The sequence below is a fragment of the Streptomyces sp. NPDC107559 genome (genome assembly GCF_055657365.1).
Window position 1 is genome coordinate 888309 of record NZ_JBVKBD010000002.1, and the last position, 17291, is coordinate 905599.

General features: G+C 74.0%; 15 protein-coding genes and 1 pseudogene. 10 read left to right on the top strand and 6 right to left on the bottom strand.

Translation table 11 applies throughout. The features are described 5' to 3' along the window. Nucleotides 1–13: 13 nt before the first annotated feature. Nucleotides 14–487, bottom strand: a complete 474-nt coding sequence (locus ACZ7OY_RS10385) for an indole-3-glycerol phosphate synthase (protein WP_471911010.1) — start codon at nucleotides 485–487, stop codon at nucleotides 14–16. A gap of 182 nt (nucleotides 488–669) precedes the next feature. Continuing rightward, the gene (locus ACZ7OY_RS10390; protein WP_471911011.1) at nucleotides 670–1605 is read right to left on the bottom strand and encodes a pyrimidine reductase family protein; all 936 of its coding nucleotides are present in this window, start codon (nucleotides 1603–1605) and stop codon (nucleotides 670–672) included. 37 nt (nucleotides 1606–1642) lie between these two features. Here ACZ7OY_RS10390 and zapE point away from each other — a divergent pair, with 37 nt between their 5' ends. From zapE to ACZ7OY_RS10410, 4 genes are all read left to right on the top strand, one after another. Beyond that, the gene (gene zapE / locus ACZ7OY_RS10395) at nucleotides 1643–2746 is read left to right on the top strand and encodes a cell division protein ZapE (RefSeq protein ID WP_471911012.1); all 1104 of its coding nucleotides are present in this window, start codon (nucleotides 1643–1645) and stop codon (nucleotides 2744–2746) included. 562 nt (nucleotides 2747–3308) lie between these two features. Continuing rightward, the gene (locus ACZ7OY_RS10400) at nucleotides 3309–3890 is read left to right on the top strand and encodes a carbonic anhydrase (RefSeq protein WP_384725030.1); all 582 of its coding nucleotides are present in this window, start codon (nucleotides 3309–3311) and stop codon (nucleotides 3888–3890) included. Between the two features lie 220 nt (nucleotides 3891–4110). After that, complete coding sequence (locus tag ACZ7OY_RS10405) at nucleotides 4111–5025, top strand: slipin family protein (RefSeq protein WP_471911013.1); 915 nt, start codon at nucleotides 4111–4113, stop codon at nucleotides 5023–5025. Nucleotides 5026–5088: 63 nt separating this feature from the next. Continuing rightward, nucleotides 5089–5979 (top strand): polysaccharide deacetylase family protein, encoded by an 891-nt coding sequence (locus tag ACZ7OY_RS10410; RefSeq protein ID WP_471911014.1) that lies wholly within the window; start codon nucleotides 5089–5091, stop codon nucleotides 5977–5979. Between the two features lie 95 nt (nucleotides 5980–6074). On the opposite strand, the gene ACZ7OY_RS10415 is transcribed toward ACZ7OY_RS10410, so the two are convergent. Together ACZ7OY_RS10415 and ACZ7OY_RS10420 are read right to left on the bottom strand one after the other, a co-directional pair. Continuing rightward, on the bottom strand, nucleotides 6075–6746 hold the full coding sequence (locus tag ACZ7OY_RS10415) for an ABC transporter (RefSeq protein WP_471911015.1): 672 nt from the start codon (nucleotides 6744–6746) through the stop codon (nucleotides 6075–6077). Then, nucleotides 6743–7612, bottom strand: coding sequence for an ABC transporter ATP-binding protein (locus ACZ7OY_RS10420; protein ID WP_471911016.1), 870 nt, complete (start codon nucleotides 7610–7612; stop codon nucleotides 6743–6745). Before ACZ7OY_RS10420 ends, ACZ7OY_RS10415 begins: the two co-directional genes overlap by 4 nt. Here ACZ7OY_RS10420 and ACZ7OY_RS10425 point away from each other — a divergent pair. The 4 genes from ACZ7OY_RS10425 to ACZ7OY_RS10440 all read left to right on the top strand — a co-directional run bounded on the left by ACZ7OY_RS10425 (nucleotide 7611) and on the right by ACZ7OY_RS10440 (nucleotide 11886). Continuing rightward, on the top strand, nucleotides 7611–8366 hold the full coding sequence (locus tag ACZ7OY_RS10425; protein ID WP_471911017.1) for a peptidyl-tRNA hydrolase: 756 nt from the start codon (nucleotides 7611–7613) through the stop codon (nucleotides 8364–8366). The two genes, ACZ7OY_RS10420 and ACZ7OY_RS10425, sit on opposite strands and share 2 nt — an antisense overlap. 378 nt (nucleotides 8367–8744) lie before the next feature. Further along, nucleotides 8745–10106 (top strand): MbnB/TglH/ChrH family RiPP precursor modification enzyme, encoded by a 1362-nt coding sequence (locus tag ACZ7OY_RS10430; RefSeq protein ID WP_471911018.1) that lies wholly within the window; start codon nucleotides 8745–8747, stop codon nucleotides 10104–10106. A gap of 141 nt (nucleotides 10107–10247) precedes the next feature. Then, nucleotides 10248–11030, top strand: coding sequence for a DUF4142 domain-containing protein (locus ACZ7OY_RS10435; RefSeq protein WP_471911019.1), 783 nt, complete (start codon nucleotides 10248–10250; stop codon nucleotides 11028–11030). Between the two features lie 79 nt (nucleotides 11031–11109). Continuing rightward, on the top strand, nucleotides 11110–11886 hold the full coding sequence (locus ACZ7OY_RS10440; RefSeq protein WP_471911020.1) for a TIGR04222 domain-containing membrane protein: 777 nt from the start codon (nucleotides 11110–11112) through the stop codon (nucleotides 11884–11886). Nucleotides 11887–11931: 45 nt separating this feature from the next. On the opposite strand, the gene ACZ7OY_RS10445 is transcribed toward ACZ7OY_RS10440, so the two are convergent. Continuing rightward, entirely contained in the window at nucleotides 11932–13641 is a 1710-nt protein-coding gene (locus ACZ7OY_RS10445) for a glycosyl hydrolase family 28-related protein (RefSeq protein WP_471911021.1), read from the bottom strand. Nucleotides 13642–13905: 264 nt separating this feature from the next. Here ACZ7OY_RS10445 and ACZ7OY_RS10450 point away from each other — a divergent pair, with 264 nt between their 5' ends. Then, a complete protein-coding gene (locus ACZ7OY_RS10450) occupies nucleotides 13906–15210 on the top strand; it encodes an alginate lyase family protein (RefSeq protein WP_471911022.1) in 1305 nt (434 codons plus the stop codon). 104 nt (nucleotides 15211–15314) lie between these two features. Here the strand turns inward: ACZ7OY_RS10450 and ACZ7OY_RS10455 are convergent. Continuing rightward, nucleotides 15315–15492, bottom strand: a pseudogene (locus ACZ7OY_RS10455) (right-handed parallel beta-helix repeat-containing protein); the annotation flags it as partial. Nucleotides 15493–15610: 118 nt separating this feature from the next. Here ACZ7OY_RS10455 and ACZ7OY_RS10460 point away from each other — a divergent pair. Beyond that, on the top strand, nucleotides 15611–17278 hold the full coding sequence (locus ACZ7OY_RS10460) for an alpha/beta hydrolase (protein ID WP_471911023.1): 1668 nt from the start codon (nucleotides 15611–15613) through the stop codon (nucleotides 17276–17278). Nucleotides 17279–17291: the final 13 nt, after the last annotated feature.

A 17291-nucleotide genomic window follows, 5' to 3' on the forward strand; every position in this document is an offset into this window, starting at 1 on the left:
ACGGGTACCCCTCTCACGCCTTGCTGTGCGAGAACAGCTTCAGCACCGGCACCCCCACCTTGTGCCGGGCCCTGGAGGCCCAGTCCCGGTGGAAGAACTCCTCCACGTAGTGGGGATCGGTCAGGACGATCACCTCGTCGGCCCCGGTCTCCTCGACCAGGACCTTCAGGGCGTCCAGCGGGTGGTCCTCGACCAGCCGGCCCTCGGCCTCGCAGCCGGCCGCGCGCAGGGCCGTCAGGGACACGTCGAGCGCCTGCCGGGCGGGCTCCTTCGCGGCCTCCCCCTCCGGCGTCTCGCCCTCCCGGGCGGCGTCGTCGAGGTCGCCGATCGCGATGTCGTCGATGGCCCGCAGCAGGCGGTCCGCCTGGTCGCCGCGCGGCTGGAGCAGGACATGGAAGACGACCGCCTCCTCGCCGTGCAGCGTGGTCACGAACTCCACGTCGACGGACGTCAGGGCCTTCTCGATCATCAGCACGCTTCTGAACACCAGGCGCCTCTTCTCCTTCGAGGACCCGGCCGGCCCTCTGTCCTCCGTGGGGCCTTGCACGGCCCTGCGGAAACCATCCTGCCCCGTGATCGCACGGGTACTGCCGGATTCAGTGTGCCCGGCCCGGAGTTAAACGGAACGACACATTCCGTCGTTTTCGGCCAGACCCGCACCGATGGCGGTCACACCCGCCGGTACCGGCTGAACAGGAACCCGTCCTCCTCCAGCAGGGACACCAGCGCGAACCGGCTCGGCACCGCCACCGAGGGGCCGCCCGCGATGCGCTGCGCGGCACCGGCGGTGAGCATCGGGGCGACGGTCAGGCACAACTCGTCGAGGACCCCGGCGGCCACCAGCTGGCCCAGCAGCCGCGGGCCGCCCTCGGTCAGCAGCCGGGTGTGGCCGAGCTCCGCCAGCGCCCGGACCGCGCGGACCGGCTCCACGCCGGCGCCGTCACCGGCGATCAGCACCCGGGCACCGGCCTTCTCCGCGGCCGCGATCCGGTCGCGGGGCGCGGCGGCGCCGGTGAGGATCAGGGTGGGGACCAGGGGCGCGGTGAACAGCGGGAGCGAGAAGTCGAGGTCCAGACCGGCGGAGACCACCGCGACGGCCGGTGCCGGGGTCTGCCCGGCGGCCGCGCGCCGCGCAGCGAACTCGGCACGCGCGCGTGCCGGACGGTACCCCTCCTGACGTACCGTCTCCGCGCCTACCAGCACCACATCCGCCAGCGCCCGCAGCGTGCCGAAGATCCGCATGTCGGCGGCGTTGGAGATGGGCTGCGAGCGGCCGTCGTGCTGGGCGGCCCCGTCGAGCGTGGAGACCATGTTGGCGCGCAGCCAGGGCCGGGGCTCCGCGGACGGGCCTGCGGGCAGATCCCCGGCGACGGCTCCGGACGCGGCACCGAGCACAGCGCCGGACGCAGGGGCTGCCCCGGACGCGGAGGCGGCCCCGGACGCGGACGCGGACGCGGGCGTACGCTCCGGATAGGCGTAGGCGGCGGCCAGCTCGTCGAGGCTCCACTCGCGCTCGGCACCGGCCGGCCCCGCGGCGGGCGCCTCGCGCGCCTGGTCGGGGGCGGGAGCCGCTGTCTCGTCGGTCACAGGGAACAGGCGTCGCATGCCGTGCAGTCTGGCACGGAGCTTAGAGTGGTGAACCGTGTCGTCCTCCACCTCCGCCCCCGGCCTCAGCCCCATAGCCGACGCGGCCCCGCTGTCCTTGTGCGCCCGTGCCCCGCATGTCCCCGCGGACCGGCTGGTCGCCGAGATGGTGCCGCCGCCGCGCTTCGACTCGGTGCGTTTCAGCACGTACATCCCGGACCCGAACCAGCCCAGCCAGACCGAGGCCGTGCGGGTGCTGGAGGGCTTCGCCGGCGGACTCGGCGGGGCGCACTCCACCGGTACCGCCAAACGGGGGTTCCTCGGGTTCGGCAGGGCCAAGGCGCCCAAGACCCCGGCCGGCCCGCGCGGGGTCTACCTCGACGGCGGTTACGGCGTCGGCAAGACCCATCTGCTGGCCTCCCTGTGGCACGCCACCCCGGCCGAGCCCGCGCTCAAGGCGTTCGGCACCTTCGTCGAGCTGACGAACCTGGTCGGCGCCCTCGGCTTCCAGCAGACGGTGCAGACACTCTCCGGACACCGGCTGCTGTGCATCGACGAGTTCGAACTGGACGACCCCGGTGACACGGTCCTGGTCTCGACGCTGCTCGGCAAGCTGGTCGACGCCGGGGTCGCGCTGGCCGCCACCTCCAACACCCTGCCGGGCAAGCTCGGCGAGGGCCGGTTCGCGGCCGCCGACTTCCTGCGGGAGATCCAGGGCCTGTCCGCCCGCTTCCGCCCGCTGCGCATCGACGGCGAGGACTACCGCCACCGCGGCCTGCCCGAGGCACCGGCGCCGTACTCCGACGAGCAGGTGACCAAGGCGGCGTACGCGACAGTCGGCGCCTCGCTGGACGACTTCCCGCACCTGCTGGAGCACCTGGCCCGGGTCCACCCCAGCCGGTACGGCGCCCTGACCGACGGCGTGAAGGCGGTGTGCCTGACCGACGTCGCCCCGGTGCCCGACCAGTCGACGGCCCTGCGGCTCGTCGTGCTCGCGGACCGGCTCTACGACCGCGAGGTGCCCGTGCTGGCCTCCGGGCAGCCCTTCGACCGGCTGTTCAGCGAGGAGATGCTCAACGGCGGCTACCGCAAGAAGTACTTCCGGGCGATATCGCGGCTGACCGCGCTGGCCCGCGACGCCAAGCGGCTCGTCGAGTCCTGACAGCGCGTCCCGGTCCCCCGTTCCCGGGCCGGGGCGGGTCGTCCGGACCGGACGACCCGCCCTGCCACCCTCACCCTGCCGCCCCCGCTCTGCCGCCGCCCTGCCGCCCCGTCCGGTCACGCGCTCCTCGCGGCGCGGCACCGGATCGGCACGGCGACGCGTCGGCTTTGCCCGATTAGGCCACTTTGCACAGTTAACGTATTCTTGACCGGTCATTGACCAGTCATTGGCCTGATCCAGGGACGAGGACCGGCGGAGGGCGCTCATGCTCCGAGGTACGACGGCTCGCACCGCGCTGTCGCCGCCGGTCGGCGCCCTGCTCGCGCCGCCCCTGGGCACGCCGGCCGCACCCCTCGTGCCCACGCACCCCGCCCGGCACGGCGAGGCCGGGACCGACGCCGGGCCGGACCCCGCCCTCACGCACAGGGCACCGCGCGACGAGTCGGCCGCCGCCCTCGACCGCACCCCCGCCCGGGAATCCGGCCGGCCTCTTGCGCACCCGCGACCGGCACCCTGTCCCGCGAGCCCGACGCGCACCGGCGCGTCAGGAGGAGTGATCCCCATGCAGCCACTCATCGACAACGCCCGTACGTTCGGACAGCGCCCCGAGCAGCTCGCCGGGCTCGCCGCCGGCCAGTCCCCCCAGGTCCTGTTCATCACCTGCTCCGACTCCCGGGTCGTACCGGCGCTGATCACCGGCGCCCGCCCCGGCGAGCTCTTCGAGCTGCGCACGGCCGGCAACATCGTGCCCCCGCACACCATCGGCCGCCCCACCGCCGAGGCGGCCACCATCGAGTACGCCGTGGAGGTGCTCGGCGTCCGGGACGTCGTCGTCTGCGGCCACTCGCACTGCGGCGCCGTCGGCGCGCTGGTGCGCGGCGACGACCTCGACGCCGTGCCCGCCGTACGCGACTGGCTCGCGCAGGCCGCGGACGGTCCGGCGGCCGCCGACCCGGACGACCCGGCCGTCGCCCAGGGCGTACAGCATCATGTGCTCTCCCAGCTGCTGCGGCTGCGTTCCTACCCCTGCGTGCAGAAGCGCCTGGCGGACGGCCGGCTGCGGCTGCGCGGCTGGTACTACGAGGTGCACACCGGGGCCGTGCGCGAGCACCGCGCGGACACCGACTCGTTCGAGGCGCTGTGAGCGCCCGCCGCCGGGAGCCGGGAGGGCGCCCCGGCCGGCCGCCCCGGCTCCGGACGGCCCCCCGCGCGGCCGGGACGGCCGGCGCGGGCTGAGCCACGGAGGGTGCTCGCAGGGTGTCCGGAGGGTGTTCGGTCCGGGACCCGGGACATGGCCCCGGACCGAACGTCTGACATATCGTTGCAAGGGCAGACATCTCAGACCTCTTTCGAGGGAGGTCGACATGTTCGAGGAGCTGCTGGCGGCGGCTGCGGCGGTCGGGGCCGCCGGGGTGGTGTACGTCGCCGCGGCGGCGCGGGTGGTCAAGCAGTACGAGCGCGGTGTGGTCTTCCGGCTCGGCCGGGCCGTCCGGGTGGTGCGTGAGCCGGGATTCACGATGGTCGTTCCGGCCGTCGACCGGCTGCGCAAGGTCAACATGCAGATCGTGACGCTGCCGGTGCCGGCCCAGGAGGGCATCACGCACGACAACGTCACGGTGCGGGTCGACGCGGTCGTCTACTTCAAGGTCGTCGACGCGGCGGCCGCGATCATCAACGTCGAGGACTACCGTTTCGCCGTCTCGCAGATGGCACAGACCTCACTGCGGTCCATCATCGGCAAGAGCGACCTGGACGACCTGCTGTCCAACCGCGAGAAGCTCAACCAGGGCCTCGAGCTGATGATCGACAGCCCGGCCGTCGGCTGGGGCGTGCAGATCGACCGGGTGGAGATCAAGGACGTGTCGCTGCCGGAGTCGATGAAGCGCTCCATGGCCCGGCAGGCCGAGGCGGACCGTGAGCGACGAGCCCGGATCATCAACGCGGACGCCGAGCTCCAGGCGTCCAGGAAGCTGGCGGAGGCCGCCGGGGTGATGTCCGAGCAGCCCGCCGCGCTCCAGCTGCGACTGCTCCAGACGGTGGTGGCGGTCGCCGCCGAGAAGAACTCCACGCTCGTGCTCCCCTTCCCCGTGGAGCTGCTGCGCTTCCTGGAGAAGGCCCAGCAGCAGTCTCCGGCCGCCGCGCCGCCTTCTTCGCAGCCACCACCGTCGGACCCGCCGCTGCCGCCGTCGCCGCCCGAACCGCCGCTGCCGCCGTCGGCGTCGGCACCGGCGCTGCCGGAACCACCGCCTCCGCCCTCCGACCCAGATCCGGCCGGGTGACTTCGACGCCGAGCCGCAGGCGTATAAACACACTTATCAATCGCCTGCTCCTATCTTCATATAATGATCACCTCGGTACGCCGTCTCGCCGCCGCCTGCGCCCTGGGCGCCGCCCTGGCCACCCTCGCCGCCTGCGGCACCGACCGCCCCAGCGCCTCCCCCGCGCCGCAGACCCCGCAAGCCCTCCAGGCACCCCGTGCCCCGCAGCACGCCCCCGCACCCTCCCCCGCCGTCTCCCGGCCGCCGACCCTCGCACCCGGGCCCGCCGGTCTCACCCCGGTCTTCAAGAACGGCCCCCGCACACCGGACCGGATCGTCGCCCTGACCTTCGACGCCGACATGACCGCGGACGAGGGGCCGCGCGCGGCCGCGGGCGAACACTTCGACAACCCGCAGCTGATCGCGACACTGCGGGCGCTGAAGGTGCCGGCCACCGTGTTCATGACGGGACGGTGGGCCGAGGAGTACCCGATCCAGGCCCGGTCGATCGGACGGGACCCGCTGTTCGAGATCGCCAACCACTCCTACAGCCACTACGCCTTCACCGGCGACTGCTACGGCCTGCCGACCGTGTCCGCGGACCGGATGCGCTCGGAGGTGGAGCGGACCTACACCGCCTTCCGCAAGGCGGGGGTGAACAACGCGATGCCGTACTTCCGCTTCCCCGGAGGCTGCTACGACCAGAAGGCACTGCGCGCGCTGAGCGCCACCGGCGTCACGGCGGTGCAGTGGGACGTGGTGAGCGGGGACGCGTTCGCGATCGACTCCGACGCCGTGGCCAAGCAGGTCCTGGAGGGCGTGAAGCCCGGCTCCGTCGTCGTCATGCACTGCACGCGCAGCGCGGCCCCGGCGACCGAGCGGGCCGTGCGCCTGGTCGTGCCCGAACTGCGCAAGAAGGGCTACCGGTTCGTGAAGGTGTCCCAGCTGATCGGAGCCGCCGACCGCAGGCGCTGACCCCCGCCGGAAGCGGGGCACGGGCGTCTCACGGCGCTCGCCGGAGGTGAGCGTGCCGGTCTCTTACGGCGCTCGCCGGGAGGTGAGCGCGCAGGTCACGGCGCTCGCCGGGAGGTGAGCGCGCAGGTCACGGCGGCCGCCGCGGCCGTGAGCAGGACGGCGGCGGCCAGGGGCAGCAGGGGCACCGGCACCTTCCCGGACTGCGAGCCGGTGACCAGGCCGCCGACCGCCGCGTGCGCCGGGGACCCGGTCACCACCAGCGACAGCAGGGCCGCGAGCAGCAGCGCGGGCACCGCGCGGCCGGGCGAGCGCAGCACCGGCCAGGCGGTGAGCGCGCCGACGGCCGCCCCGAGCAGGGCACAGACCAGGACGGCGAGCAGCCCGGCACCGGCCGCGGGCAGCGGGGGCACCCGGGTGCGGTGGTCGGTGCTCACCGGATCGCTGATCAGCGTCACGACGGCGGTCGCGGCCGCCCCCAGTGCGGTGGCGCAGGCCAGTGCCACCAGCAGACAGGCCAGATGCGCCCGCGCCGGGGTGGTCGCCGCCGCGACCACGCCACGGGCCGCGGGCGGCTCGTTGGTGACGCAGATCCGCACCAGCCACGCGGCGACGGGCAGCAGGGCGGCGGCCGCGTAGCCGAGGGAGTCGAGCACCGGCTGCCCGCCCTGGAGGCCGATCGCGAGGAAACCGGCGTACAGGATGAACGGCGGCAGCCAGCGCTGCGAGCGGACCAGCAGGGCGGCCTGGTAGCGGACGAGGGCGGTCACGAGCGGCTCTCCTCGACGGGTCCGACGACGGGGCCGACGCTCACCACGTGCCAGGGCGGGCGTGCGGTCAGCAGGGCACGGAGCAGGACGTCCGAGTGGGACGCGGGGACGGTGAGCCGGTGGACACCGGGCGCGGTCCCGTCGACGGCGGTGATCCACCGGACTGCTTCGGCGGGCGGGGCGGCCCCGGCCGGTCCGCGCACCTCCACGAGTACGGCGGGGCCGGCCGCCGCAGCGGCCTGTTCCGTCCGCAGGCCGAGCGCGCCGTCGCGCACCGTGTACGTGGCGTCGGGCACCCCCTCCAGCCGGCGCGGGTCGTGGTCGACGAAGACGACGGCCGCACCGGCGGCGGTGCGCTCGGCGACGGCCCGCTCCAGTTCGGCCCGCGCGTCGGCGTCCAGGCCGGTCCACGCCTCGTCGAGCACCAGCAGTTCCGGTTCGGCCACCATGGCCTGGGCGACCGCGACCTTCTGGCTGCTGCCCTTGGACAGCCGTGCCATCGGGGTACGGGCGTAGGCGGCGGCGCCGAACCGCTCCAGCCACTGCTGCGCGGCGCGGGCGGCCGCGGCACGCGACAGGCCGTGCACGGTGCCGAGGTGGGTGAGGTATCCGGACGGGGTGAAGGGCAGCGCCGACGGGAAGCGTTCGGGCACGTACGCCGTGCGGGGCCGGCCGGTGATCCGGCCCTCGCTGGGGGCGTCGATCCCGGCGAGGACGCGCAGGAGGGTGGACTTGCCGGTGCCGTTGGCGCCTTCCAGGCGGACCAGGGTCCCGGGGGGCACGGTCAGGTCGATGCCGCGCAGCACCCAGGGGCCCCGTAAGCCGTAGCGCCGGCCCACGCCGTCCAGTCGCAGATCACGTTGCATGGAAGGCATCTTCTCCCGCCCTTTAGGCTGGGCTGTCGTGAGCCCCGATCCGACACCCCTCGCCGACAGTCCCTTCCGGTCCGAGCCCAGCGCCCGTGACCAGGCACCCCAGTACGTCCTGCCGCTGGTGGTCCGCATCGAGCGGGCCGAGCCGCCCGAGCGCACGGACGCGCTGGAGACCGCCGCGCGCGCGGTGCTGAGGATGCTCGACGACGAACGCTCGGCCGGCGACGGCGTCTGGGCGCAGGCGGTCCGGGACTGGCAGGACGCCCGCATCCGCAAGGTCGTACGGCGGGCGCGCGGGGCCGAGTGGCGCCGGGCCGAGGCGCTGCCCGGGATCACGGTCACCGGGACGTCCGCGGAGGTACGGGTGTTCCCGCCGGTCCCGCTGGACGGCTGGCCCAAGGAGCTGGTGAAGCTCCAGGTCTCCGGCACCGACCTCGACGACCCGCAACCGCCGGCCGGCGCCGCGCCCGGCACACCGGTGCTGTGGTTCAACCCGGAGGTCCCGATGTCGGCGGGCAAGGCGATGGCCCAGGCCGGGCACGGCGCCCAACTCGCCTGGTGGGAGCTGTCGGACGAGGAGCGCCGCGCCTGGCGTGACGCGGGCTTCCCGCTCGCCGTACGCACGGCCGATCCCCTGCGGTGGCGCGAACTGGCGGGCAGCGGGCTGCCGTTGGTGCGCGACGCGGGCTTCACCGAGATCGCGCCGGGCAGCTGCACGGTGATCGCCGAGCATCCCGCGCTGCGGTAACCACGAAATCGGACGGCGACCCGGCAGGACGGCAGCCTCGCCGACCAGGGTCCTGGCAGCCCGGCGGCCTCGCAGGCCAGGGTCCCGCGGGCAGGTGGCCCGGCGGCCTCGCAGGCCAGGCCCCGGCAGGCCGGCGGCGGCGGCCCACGGCCCCGGGGCCCAGCGGCCCCGCAAGCCAGGGCCCCGCAGGTCGGTGGCCCTGGGCCCGGCGATTCGGCAGCCCAGCGGCCGGCGGCCAGCCGCCCCCACACGAGTCGAACCTCAAATGTTGCTCTGAAGACGAGGACGACAGGGTTCGGTGTTCGGCGTCGGGGCGATACCTCCGTCACCAGGGAGGGGTCGCGGCGGGGGCCGACGGGGGCCCCGGAGGAGGGGACCATGGAGCGACTCGGCACGGGAATCGGCTGGCGGCCGGAGATCGCCGACGCGGTGGAACGCATGCCGGGCGTCGACTGGGTCGAGGTCGTCGCGGAGAACCTGTGCCCCGGCCACCTCCCCGCCTCCCTGCGACGGCTGCGCGAGCGCGGGGTGACCGTGGTCCCGCACGGGGTCTCGCTGGGACTCGGCGGCGCCGACCGCCCCGACGAGGGCCGGCTGGCCGCCCTCGCCGAGCGGGTCGAGACGCTGGGCGCGCCGCTGGTCACCGAGCACATCGCGTTCGTACGGGCCGGCGGGCCGCTGACCGCCTCCCCGCGGCTGGAGGCCGGCCACCTGCTGCCCGTCCCGCGCACCCGGGACGCCCTCGACGTGCTGTGCGAGAACATCCGGGTCGCGCAGGACGCCCTGCCCGTGCCGCTGGCCGTCGAGAACATCGCCGCGCTGTTCTCCTGGCCGGACGAGGAGATGACGGAGGGCCAGTTCCTGTACGAGCTGGCCGACCGCACCGGTGTGCGGCTGCTCATCGACGTGGCCAACCTGCACACCAACCACGTCAACCGCGGTGAGGACCCGGCCGCGGCGCTCGCGGGACTCCCCCTGGAGGCCATCGCCTACGTCCATGTCGCGGGCGGCTTCGAACGGGACGGCGTCTGGCACGACAGCCACGCCCACCCGGTGCCCCGGCCGGTCCTCGACATCCTGGCCGACCTCGCCTCCCGGGTGGCACCGCCGGGCGTCCTGCTGGAACGGGACGAGAACTTCCCCGAGCCGGGGGAGCTGGAGCGGGAACTGGGCGCGATCCGGGACGTCCTGGAGAAGGGGCGGGCCGCTCCGGCCGAAGCCGACCGGCCCGCGCCCGCACCGTCGGCCGCGGCCTCCCCCGCCACCCCTGACTCGGACTCCGTCCCGGACTCGGCTTCGGACTCCGCCTCTGCTCCCGCCCGGCAGCGCCTCGCCCTCTCCGAGGCCGCGCTGTTGTCCGCGCTGGTGGCGGGGACCCCCGCGCCCGAGGGGTTCGACCGGGTGCGTCTGGGGGTGCAGGCGCGGGCGCTGGCCAGGAAGCGGGCCGACGTCGTGGCGAAGGTCGCGCCGGAACTGCCGGAGATCCTCGGCGACGGGTACCGGCCGGCCTTCCTCGGCTACGCCCAGCGGCATCCGATGACCGGCGGCTACCGGCGCGACGCGCTGGACTTTGTACAGGACCTGCTGCTCGCCGGGCGGCCTGCGGACGGGCGGACCCGGCGGGCGCTGCGGGAGTGGTGGCTGGAGCGGTCGGGACCGGCGCCGCGCTCCGCCCGGCCGGTGGTGCGGCTCGCCCGCGCGACGCGTCAGGCGCTGCGCCGGCCGCTGAGCCGTCACTGAGTCACCGGAGCCGGAGGTTCGCCTCTTTCCCCGTTCCGACACAACCCTTGTCCCCGGTACGGCAGTTGGCGTAGAAGGCGCGATAACACGGCTGTTGTGCACCTGAGCCGGTTAGCGTGCGGTGCCGCAACAGGAGGCACCATGCGACGACCCCGACCCCCCGTGCGCGGCAGAGGCGTGTTCAGCGGCACCGGCCTCATCATCGTCTGCCTTGCCGCCACCATGTGCGCGCTGCTCTACCCGGTCTGGTCGTACACCGACCGGCCCCCGGCCGGTGTGGACGTGCTCGGCTCACAGACCGTGCCGACACGGTACGGACCGCTGTCCGGTCTCGACCGCGACTTCGTCACGAAGCTCCGGCTGGCGGGCCTGTGGGAGCTGCCCGCGGCACAACAGGCCCGGCACAAGGGCACCACGCAGGCCGTACGGACGGCTGGGGAGCAGCTGGCCGAGGGGCACACCCGCCTGGACGCGATGGTGCGTGCCGTCACCGCGCGGCTGGGGCTCGTGCCGCCCGACGAACCCGACGCGCAACAGCGTTCCTGGCTGGCGGAGTTGGACGCGGCGAGGGGCACAAACTACGACCGCGGGTTCGCCGACGTCCTGCGGCTCGCGCACGGCCGGATGTTCACGCTCGCCGCCCAGGTGCGGGCCGGTACCCGCAACTCCCTGGTGCGTGACCTCGCCGACGTCGCGATCACGACCGAGCTGGACCACATCAGGGTTCTGGAGGCCACCGGGGACGTCGACTTCGACGCCCTGGCCCGGGAGCTGGACGGCACGGGCACCCCGCCGGCGGTCACCCACTTCCCCATACCGCTCGACCCGACGACCGACCCCGCGGGCGGGGTTGCGACCGCGCCGGGCCCGAGCGCCTCCCCGGCCTATCCCCTGCCGCCGGCCACTTCCGGCCCGCCGCCGTGACGTCACCCACCCACAACACTGCGTCCGGATCGTGAACAGGGCATGGCGCCTCCCGGTGCCCTTGGCATAGAAACACGGCATGTTCTGGGTTCTTTTCCTGCTTGTGGCATGGGCCGTGGCCGCCGTCTCGTGCACCCGTCTGTGCCTGGCCGCCGTTCGCGCGGCCGCCGTCGACACGGACCCGGACGGGACCCACGATCTGACGCTGTACGAAGCCGCGTTCCTGTCCGGCGGGCCCGCTCGGGTCGCCGAGCTGACCCTGGTGTCGATGGCCCGTCAGCGCCGGCTGCTGCTCGCGCACACCGGCTGGGCGACCGTCGTCGATCCGCGCGGGCGGGACGACATGGAGCGGTCCGTCCTCGGGGCGATCGGCCCCGGGGGCCAGTCGCGCATAGCGCCCGTACGGGCCGGAGCGGCCGCCGCCGACGCGGTGCGCAGCCTTGCCGACCGGCTGGTGAGCGCGGGCCTGGCCGTACCCGACGGGGCTCGTACGACGGTGGCGGCGGGCGTCCGCCAGGTGCGGGCCGCCGCGCTGGCCGTACTGGCGCTGGGCGCCGTCGCGCTGTCGATGCCCGGCCAGGCGGACATGCCGCGCACCCTGGTCGCCCTCTGGTTCGCGCTGCCCCTCACGCTCACCCTGAGCTGCCTCGTGATCGCGCGGGTCGAGGTCCACCCGTACTCGCGCTGGGCCTCCCCGGCCGGGCAGCGGCTGCTGGGTGCCCTGGTGCAGCAGGGCGGCGGCCCCGGCGACGACCGCACCTACCTCACGTCGGTCGCGGTGCGCGGGGTCCGGGCCGTCGGCGAGCCCGAACTGCGGGCGGCCTTCGAGCAGCGCACACCGCACTGGCACGACTGAGGGCTTCGAAGTCTGCACGTCGGCCGAGGTCCGGGCCCCGAAGTGTCAGCCCGGTGACCGCTGGGCGTCGTAGAGGTTGGCCGGGCGGACCTCTCCCGGCCGGCCGTACAGGTCCGCCCTGGTGTCCAGGTCGCCCGTGAAGTCCGGCACGTCGATCTGGCCGAACTCGCCGACGGTGCTGATCGCCACCGTGGCGCTGCGGGGCGCGATCCCGTCGATCTTGACGAGGCCGGCGCGGCCGTTGGTGACGGTGACGTTCCAGTGGGTGAAGCGGGCGCCGTAGAGGGGACCGGCGGAGGCGTCGCCGCCGTGCTGTCCGACGTTGTCCAGGGTGATGTCGGTACGGACGTTCGCGAACGGGAGACCGCGGTGGGTGTCGAAGGTACCCATCTCCATGACCCCACGGGTCCAGACGTTGTGACTCGACAGGCCCTCGACGTTGATGCCGTGGAGCTGGGTGATCGGAGGTGCGGGGCGGGTGCGCTGCTTGATGGTGAAGGTGTCCACCAGGTTGTCGTGGGAGCCCTCGCGGCAGCAGTACGGATGATGGCTGCCGCGGCCGGAGACCGTGGTCCCGCGCAGGGTGCAGGCCTTCGCCGCGACCAGCAGGAAGCCGTTGTCGGCGTTGTTGACGGTGACGTCGTCGACCCAGCAGTCCCAGGCGCACTGCAGGGCGACCCCGTTGTAGCCCCTGTCGAGCAGGTGCTCGGACTGCGGGGTCTCCACGAAGTCGAGGGTGAGTCCCTCGACCCCGGCGCCCACCAACGGCCTGACCAGGGTCGTCAACTGCGGTCGCCACTCGGGGCGGGCGTCCAGCGGCAGGGGGCGGTCCAGGCGCAGGCGCCGGTGCCGCGGTTCCACCTCGGCGATGCGGCAGGGCCATTCGTACGGCACGTAGGAGGTGAGCTTGGTCTTGTCGTCCCAGGCGTACTCCGCGGCCCCCTCGATGTCACCGCACATGTGCCGCAGCAGGCCGTGCCCGGCATCGTCCTCCAGACGGAGCAGGACGCGGTCGCCGCGGCGGAAGGGCGAGGTGTCGGCGACGGTGACATGCCAGTCCCCCTGCCGTGCGGGGCGGCCGAGGGGGCTGAGCGTGCGCCATTCGTCGCGACGGTTGCCGGTCCAGCCCTCGAACGGCCAGGCAGCCGACCTGATCGCGGCCGTGAGGCTGCGGTACCGGTCGGCGGGGCTCAGCCAGATCATGCCGCCGGCCCAGGACCAGGCGGACTTGTTGCCGCCGTAGCGGCTGCCGTACCAGCCGATCAGTTCCTGGAGACTGCGGGTGCCGAGCAGAGTGGTACGACCGCTGCCCGCGCCGCGCAGGACCACGTTGTCGTGGCCGACGCGGATGACGTCGTCGACGCGGTAGGTGCCCGGGGGGATGCGGACCGTTCCCCCGCCGAGCAGGGCCGCGCGCTCGACGGCCCGGTTGATGGCGGGTGCCGCGTCCGCGGAGCCGTCGGGAAGCGCCCCGAAGTCGCGGACGTCCGCGACGACGGGACGGCGCGGAAACCGGCTGTCGCCGCCCGCGCGGCCGGCCCGGCCGACGAACGGGATCTGCGGATGGGCGTAGGGGTTGGCACGGAACTCGCGCCACAGCGCCGGGACTCGGGCGAGGTGTGCGGGGTCCTGGGCCCGGTGCGCGGGGACGGCCGACGCGGTGCCGCCGAGGAGGGTGCTCGCGGCCGCCGTCGCGGCGGCGCCGACCGCGCCGCCGAGTACGGCGCGGCGGCCTGGCTGCCTGTCTGAAGTCATGCGCGGGATCTGCCTTCCCGGTGGGTGAACGCGGATCGCCCTGATCATCACGACGACAGCATTCACGTACATGAATAATCGACCTGGACATGAACCAGCAGTGACGTTATGAAATCGCCGACGACCCGTCAAGGTATGGACCACAGAAGGCTGCGACCGCATCGATGCGGGCACGCGCTCCCCCATTGCCAACACCGAACCCCGGCCTTAATGTCTCAGCACCTTCATGCGTGAACTTCATTCATACTCATGAACGGAGATGTGATGGCCATCCGGCTTCGTCTCGCCACGGTCCTGGCCGCCGTGACCGCTCTCGCCGCCACCCTCTCCCCGGCCGCCGCCCTCCCCTCGGCGGCGGCCACGACCGCCGCCGCGCGTCCGGCGCCCGTCGGACGCCCGGCACCCGGGACCACGGTCCTCGACGGCACCCGGCTCCGGCAGACCAAGGCACGCCTCGACCGGGGCGACCGCAGGCTCCGGTCGGCCCTGCGCACCCTCACCGCACGCGCCGACGGCTGGCTCGACGAGGGCCCCTGGACGGTGGTCGACAAACCCCGGCCCGCTCCGGGCGGAGACGTCCACGACTATCTGAGCCAGGCCCCCTACTGGTGGCCGAGCACACCGCCCACCGCCGACAACCCCTGGGGCTGCCCCTACGTGCAGCGGGACGGTCAGCGCAACCCCGAGGTGGACACCGGCACCGACCGCCAGGACGCGGAGAAGGTCTTCGACTCGACCTACGACCTCGCTCTCGCCTGGTACTACACCGGTGACCGGCGCTACGCGCGCAAGGCCGCCGGGATCCTGCGCACCTGGTTCCTCGACCCCGTCACCCGCATGAACCCCGACCTGGACCACGCGCAGTTCATCCCGTGCAAGTACGACGGCCGGGCCATCGGCATCATCGACTTCTCCCAGTCGTACACCGCGGTGCTCGACGCCGTCGCGATCCTCGACGCGGGCGCCCCCTCCTGGACCGGCACGGACCGCGCCGGCATGAGGAAGTGGAACGGCGACTTCCTTGCATGGCTCAGGAACAGCGACTTCGGCGCGCAGGAAGCGGCCGCCGCGAACAACCACGGCACCTTCTACGACCTGCTGGTGGCCGGGCTCGCGTACGCCACCGGGGACCGGGAGCTGGCCCGCGACACGGTGCGCGAGGCGGCCGCCAGGCGCATCGACCCGCAGGTCGCGGCGGACGGCAGCCAGCCGCTGGAGCTCGCCCGCACCAGGAGCTGGCACTACTCGACCTTCGATCTCGTCGCCTACACGCGGCTGGCGGCGATCGGGGAACACGTCGGGGTCGATCTGTGGGCCCATCAGGGGCCGGACGGGCAGAGCCTGTTCAAGGCGGTCCGCTATCTGCTGCCCGCGGCGACCGGCCGGACGGCCTGGCCGCACCCCGAGCTGGAGTTCTACCGGTACGCGGCGAGCGATGTCGTCCACGCGGCCGCCGACGCCGGGGACGCGGAGGCGAGGAAGGCGGTTCCCTCGCTGGAGGAGCCGCCGGACGGGGACCTGTGGGCACTGCGGCCGGCCGCCGAGCAGCTCGACTCGATCGCGGGCTGACCCTCGCGCCGGCCCGTTCCGTGCCGCCGTGGCCCGTCGGCGGCACGGGACGGGCCACGGCGGCGCCTGCCGGGCGTCACGGCGTCACCGTGATGTCGGTCAGCCCCCTGCCGCCCGTGACCGTGTACGGTCAGGCCGCGGACGGTCCGGTAGGAGGCCCCGTCGAGGTGGAGGCCGTAGCCGCCGCTCGCGGTGAGCACCGCCCCGGGCGGAGCCGGTGAGGGTGATGCGGGAGGCGGCGGTGGCCGCGTTGGTGGCCTTGAAGTTGCCCGCGTAGGCGCCCGCGCCCGGCGGGGGCGTGTGGAGGCATTGGCGCCGACACCGGCAGGCGGTGCTTGCCTTCTCCCGCACCCCGACGAAACATCCCCTTTGTCGCCGCCGTGCCTCGAAGGGATCCGCGATGAGAGCAGCCGTCGTCCACTCGGCCGCCGGGTCGTTGCTGTTGACCGCCCTCGCCGCCGGTCCGGCCGGGGGCAGCACCGGCGCCCCCGCCGTGATGACCGAGCGCGAGGGCACCACGGTGGCCGCCGCCCGCGCCGCCGGGACCGGTGTCCGCTTCGGTGCCTGCACCGAGTTGCCGGACGCGCCGGACGACCTGCGGTGCGGCACGGTGAGCGTCCCGCTCGACTACACGCGCCCGGACGGCAAGCAGATCAGACTGACCGTCAGCCGGGTGCAGGCCACCCACCGCGACCCGCACAACAGCAAGCGCCGGGTGCCGCGCAAGGGCGCCCTGGTCTTCAACCCGGGCGGACCCGGCGGCTCCGGCATGTACTTCCCGCTGGCCGGCGCGGTCCCGCAGTGGAAGCGCATCGCGGCGGCCTACGACCTGGTCGGCTACGCCCCGCGCGGCGTCGGCCGCTCGGCACCGCTGTCCTGCCAGGACCCCAAGCAGTTCTTCAAGGGCCCCGCCCTGGCGCCGGTGCACCCCTCGGAGCCGTACAAGCGGGAGCGCATCGCGCGGGCCAAGGCGTACGCGCAGGGCTGCGCGAAGCGCTCGGGCAGCGCGCTGCGCCACTACACCTCCCTGAACAACGCCCGTGACCTGGACGTCCTGCGGGCCGCGCTCGGCGAGCCGAAGCTGACGTTCATGGGCGCCTCGTACGGCTCCTACTTCGGGGCGCTGTACGCCACCCTGTTCCCCTCGCACGTGGGCCGGATGGTGTTCGACGCGGCGGTGAACCCCGATCCCGCGCAGGTCTGGTACCGCAACAACCTCGCCCAGTCGGCGGCGTTCGAGGAGCGCTGGACGGACTTCCGGGAGTGGGTCGCCCGCCACCACGACGTGTACGGGCTGGGCACGACGGCCACGGCGGTGGCGAGCAGCTACGAGAAGGCGCGGACCCGGCTGGCCGCCCGGCCGGCCGGCGGGAAGGTCGGCCCCGCCCAGTTGCAGAACGCGTTCCTGCAGGCCGGGTACTACGACAGGTACTGGCCCTCGCGTGCCGCGGCGCTGTCGGCGTATCTGAAGGGCGACCCGCGGCCGCTGATCGCCCAGGCGGCGCCGGTCACGCGGGCGGCCGCCGCGGCGGAGAATTCGAGCGCCGTCTACACGGCCGTGGAGTGCAACGACGCGCCCTGGCCGACGGACTGGAAGGTGTGGGACCGCGACAACACACGGCTCGCGCGGGTGGCGCCGTTCGAGACCTGGGACAACGCCTGGACGAACCTGCCGTGTGCCTACTGGCCGGTGCCGCGGCAGCAGCCGCTGGATGTGCGGACCGGTCCCGGTGAGCTGCCGCAGACGCTGATCCTGGCCTCCGAGCGGGACGCGGCCGCACCCTACGACGGCGCTCTGGAGCTGCACCGGCGGCTGGCGGGCTCGGTGCTGGTGACCGAGCGGGACGCCGGCACGCACGGCGTCGCCGGCGGTCCCAACCGCTGCGTCAACGGCCATCTGGAGGCGTATCTGCTGGAGGACCGGCTGCCGGACCGGCGCGCGTCCTGCGCACCGCACCCGGAGCCGGTACCGACCCCTGAGGCGACCCCGAAGGCGGGCGCGAAGGCAGGCGCGAAGGCGGGCCGGAAGTCGCAGTCGGCCACGAGGTCGACGCCGGTGCGGGGCTGACGGCCGGCCGCCG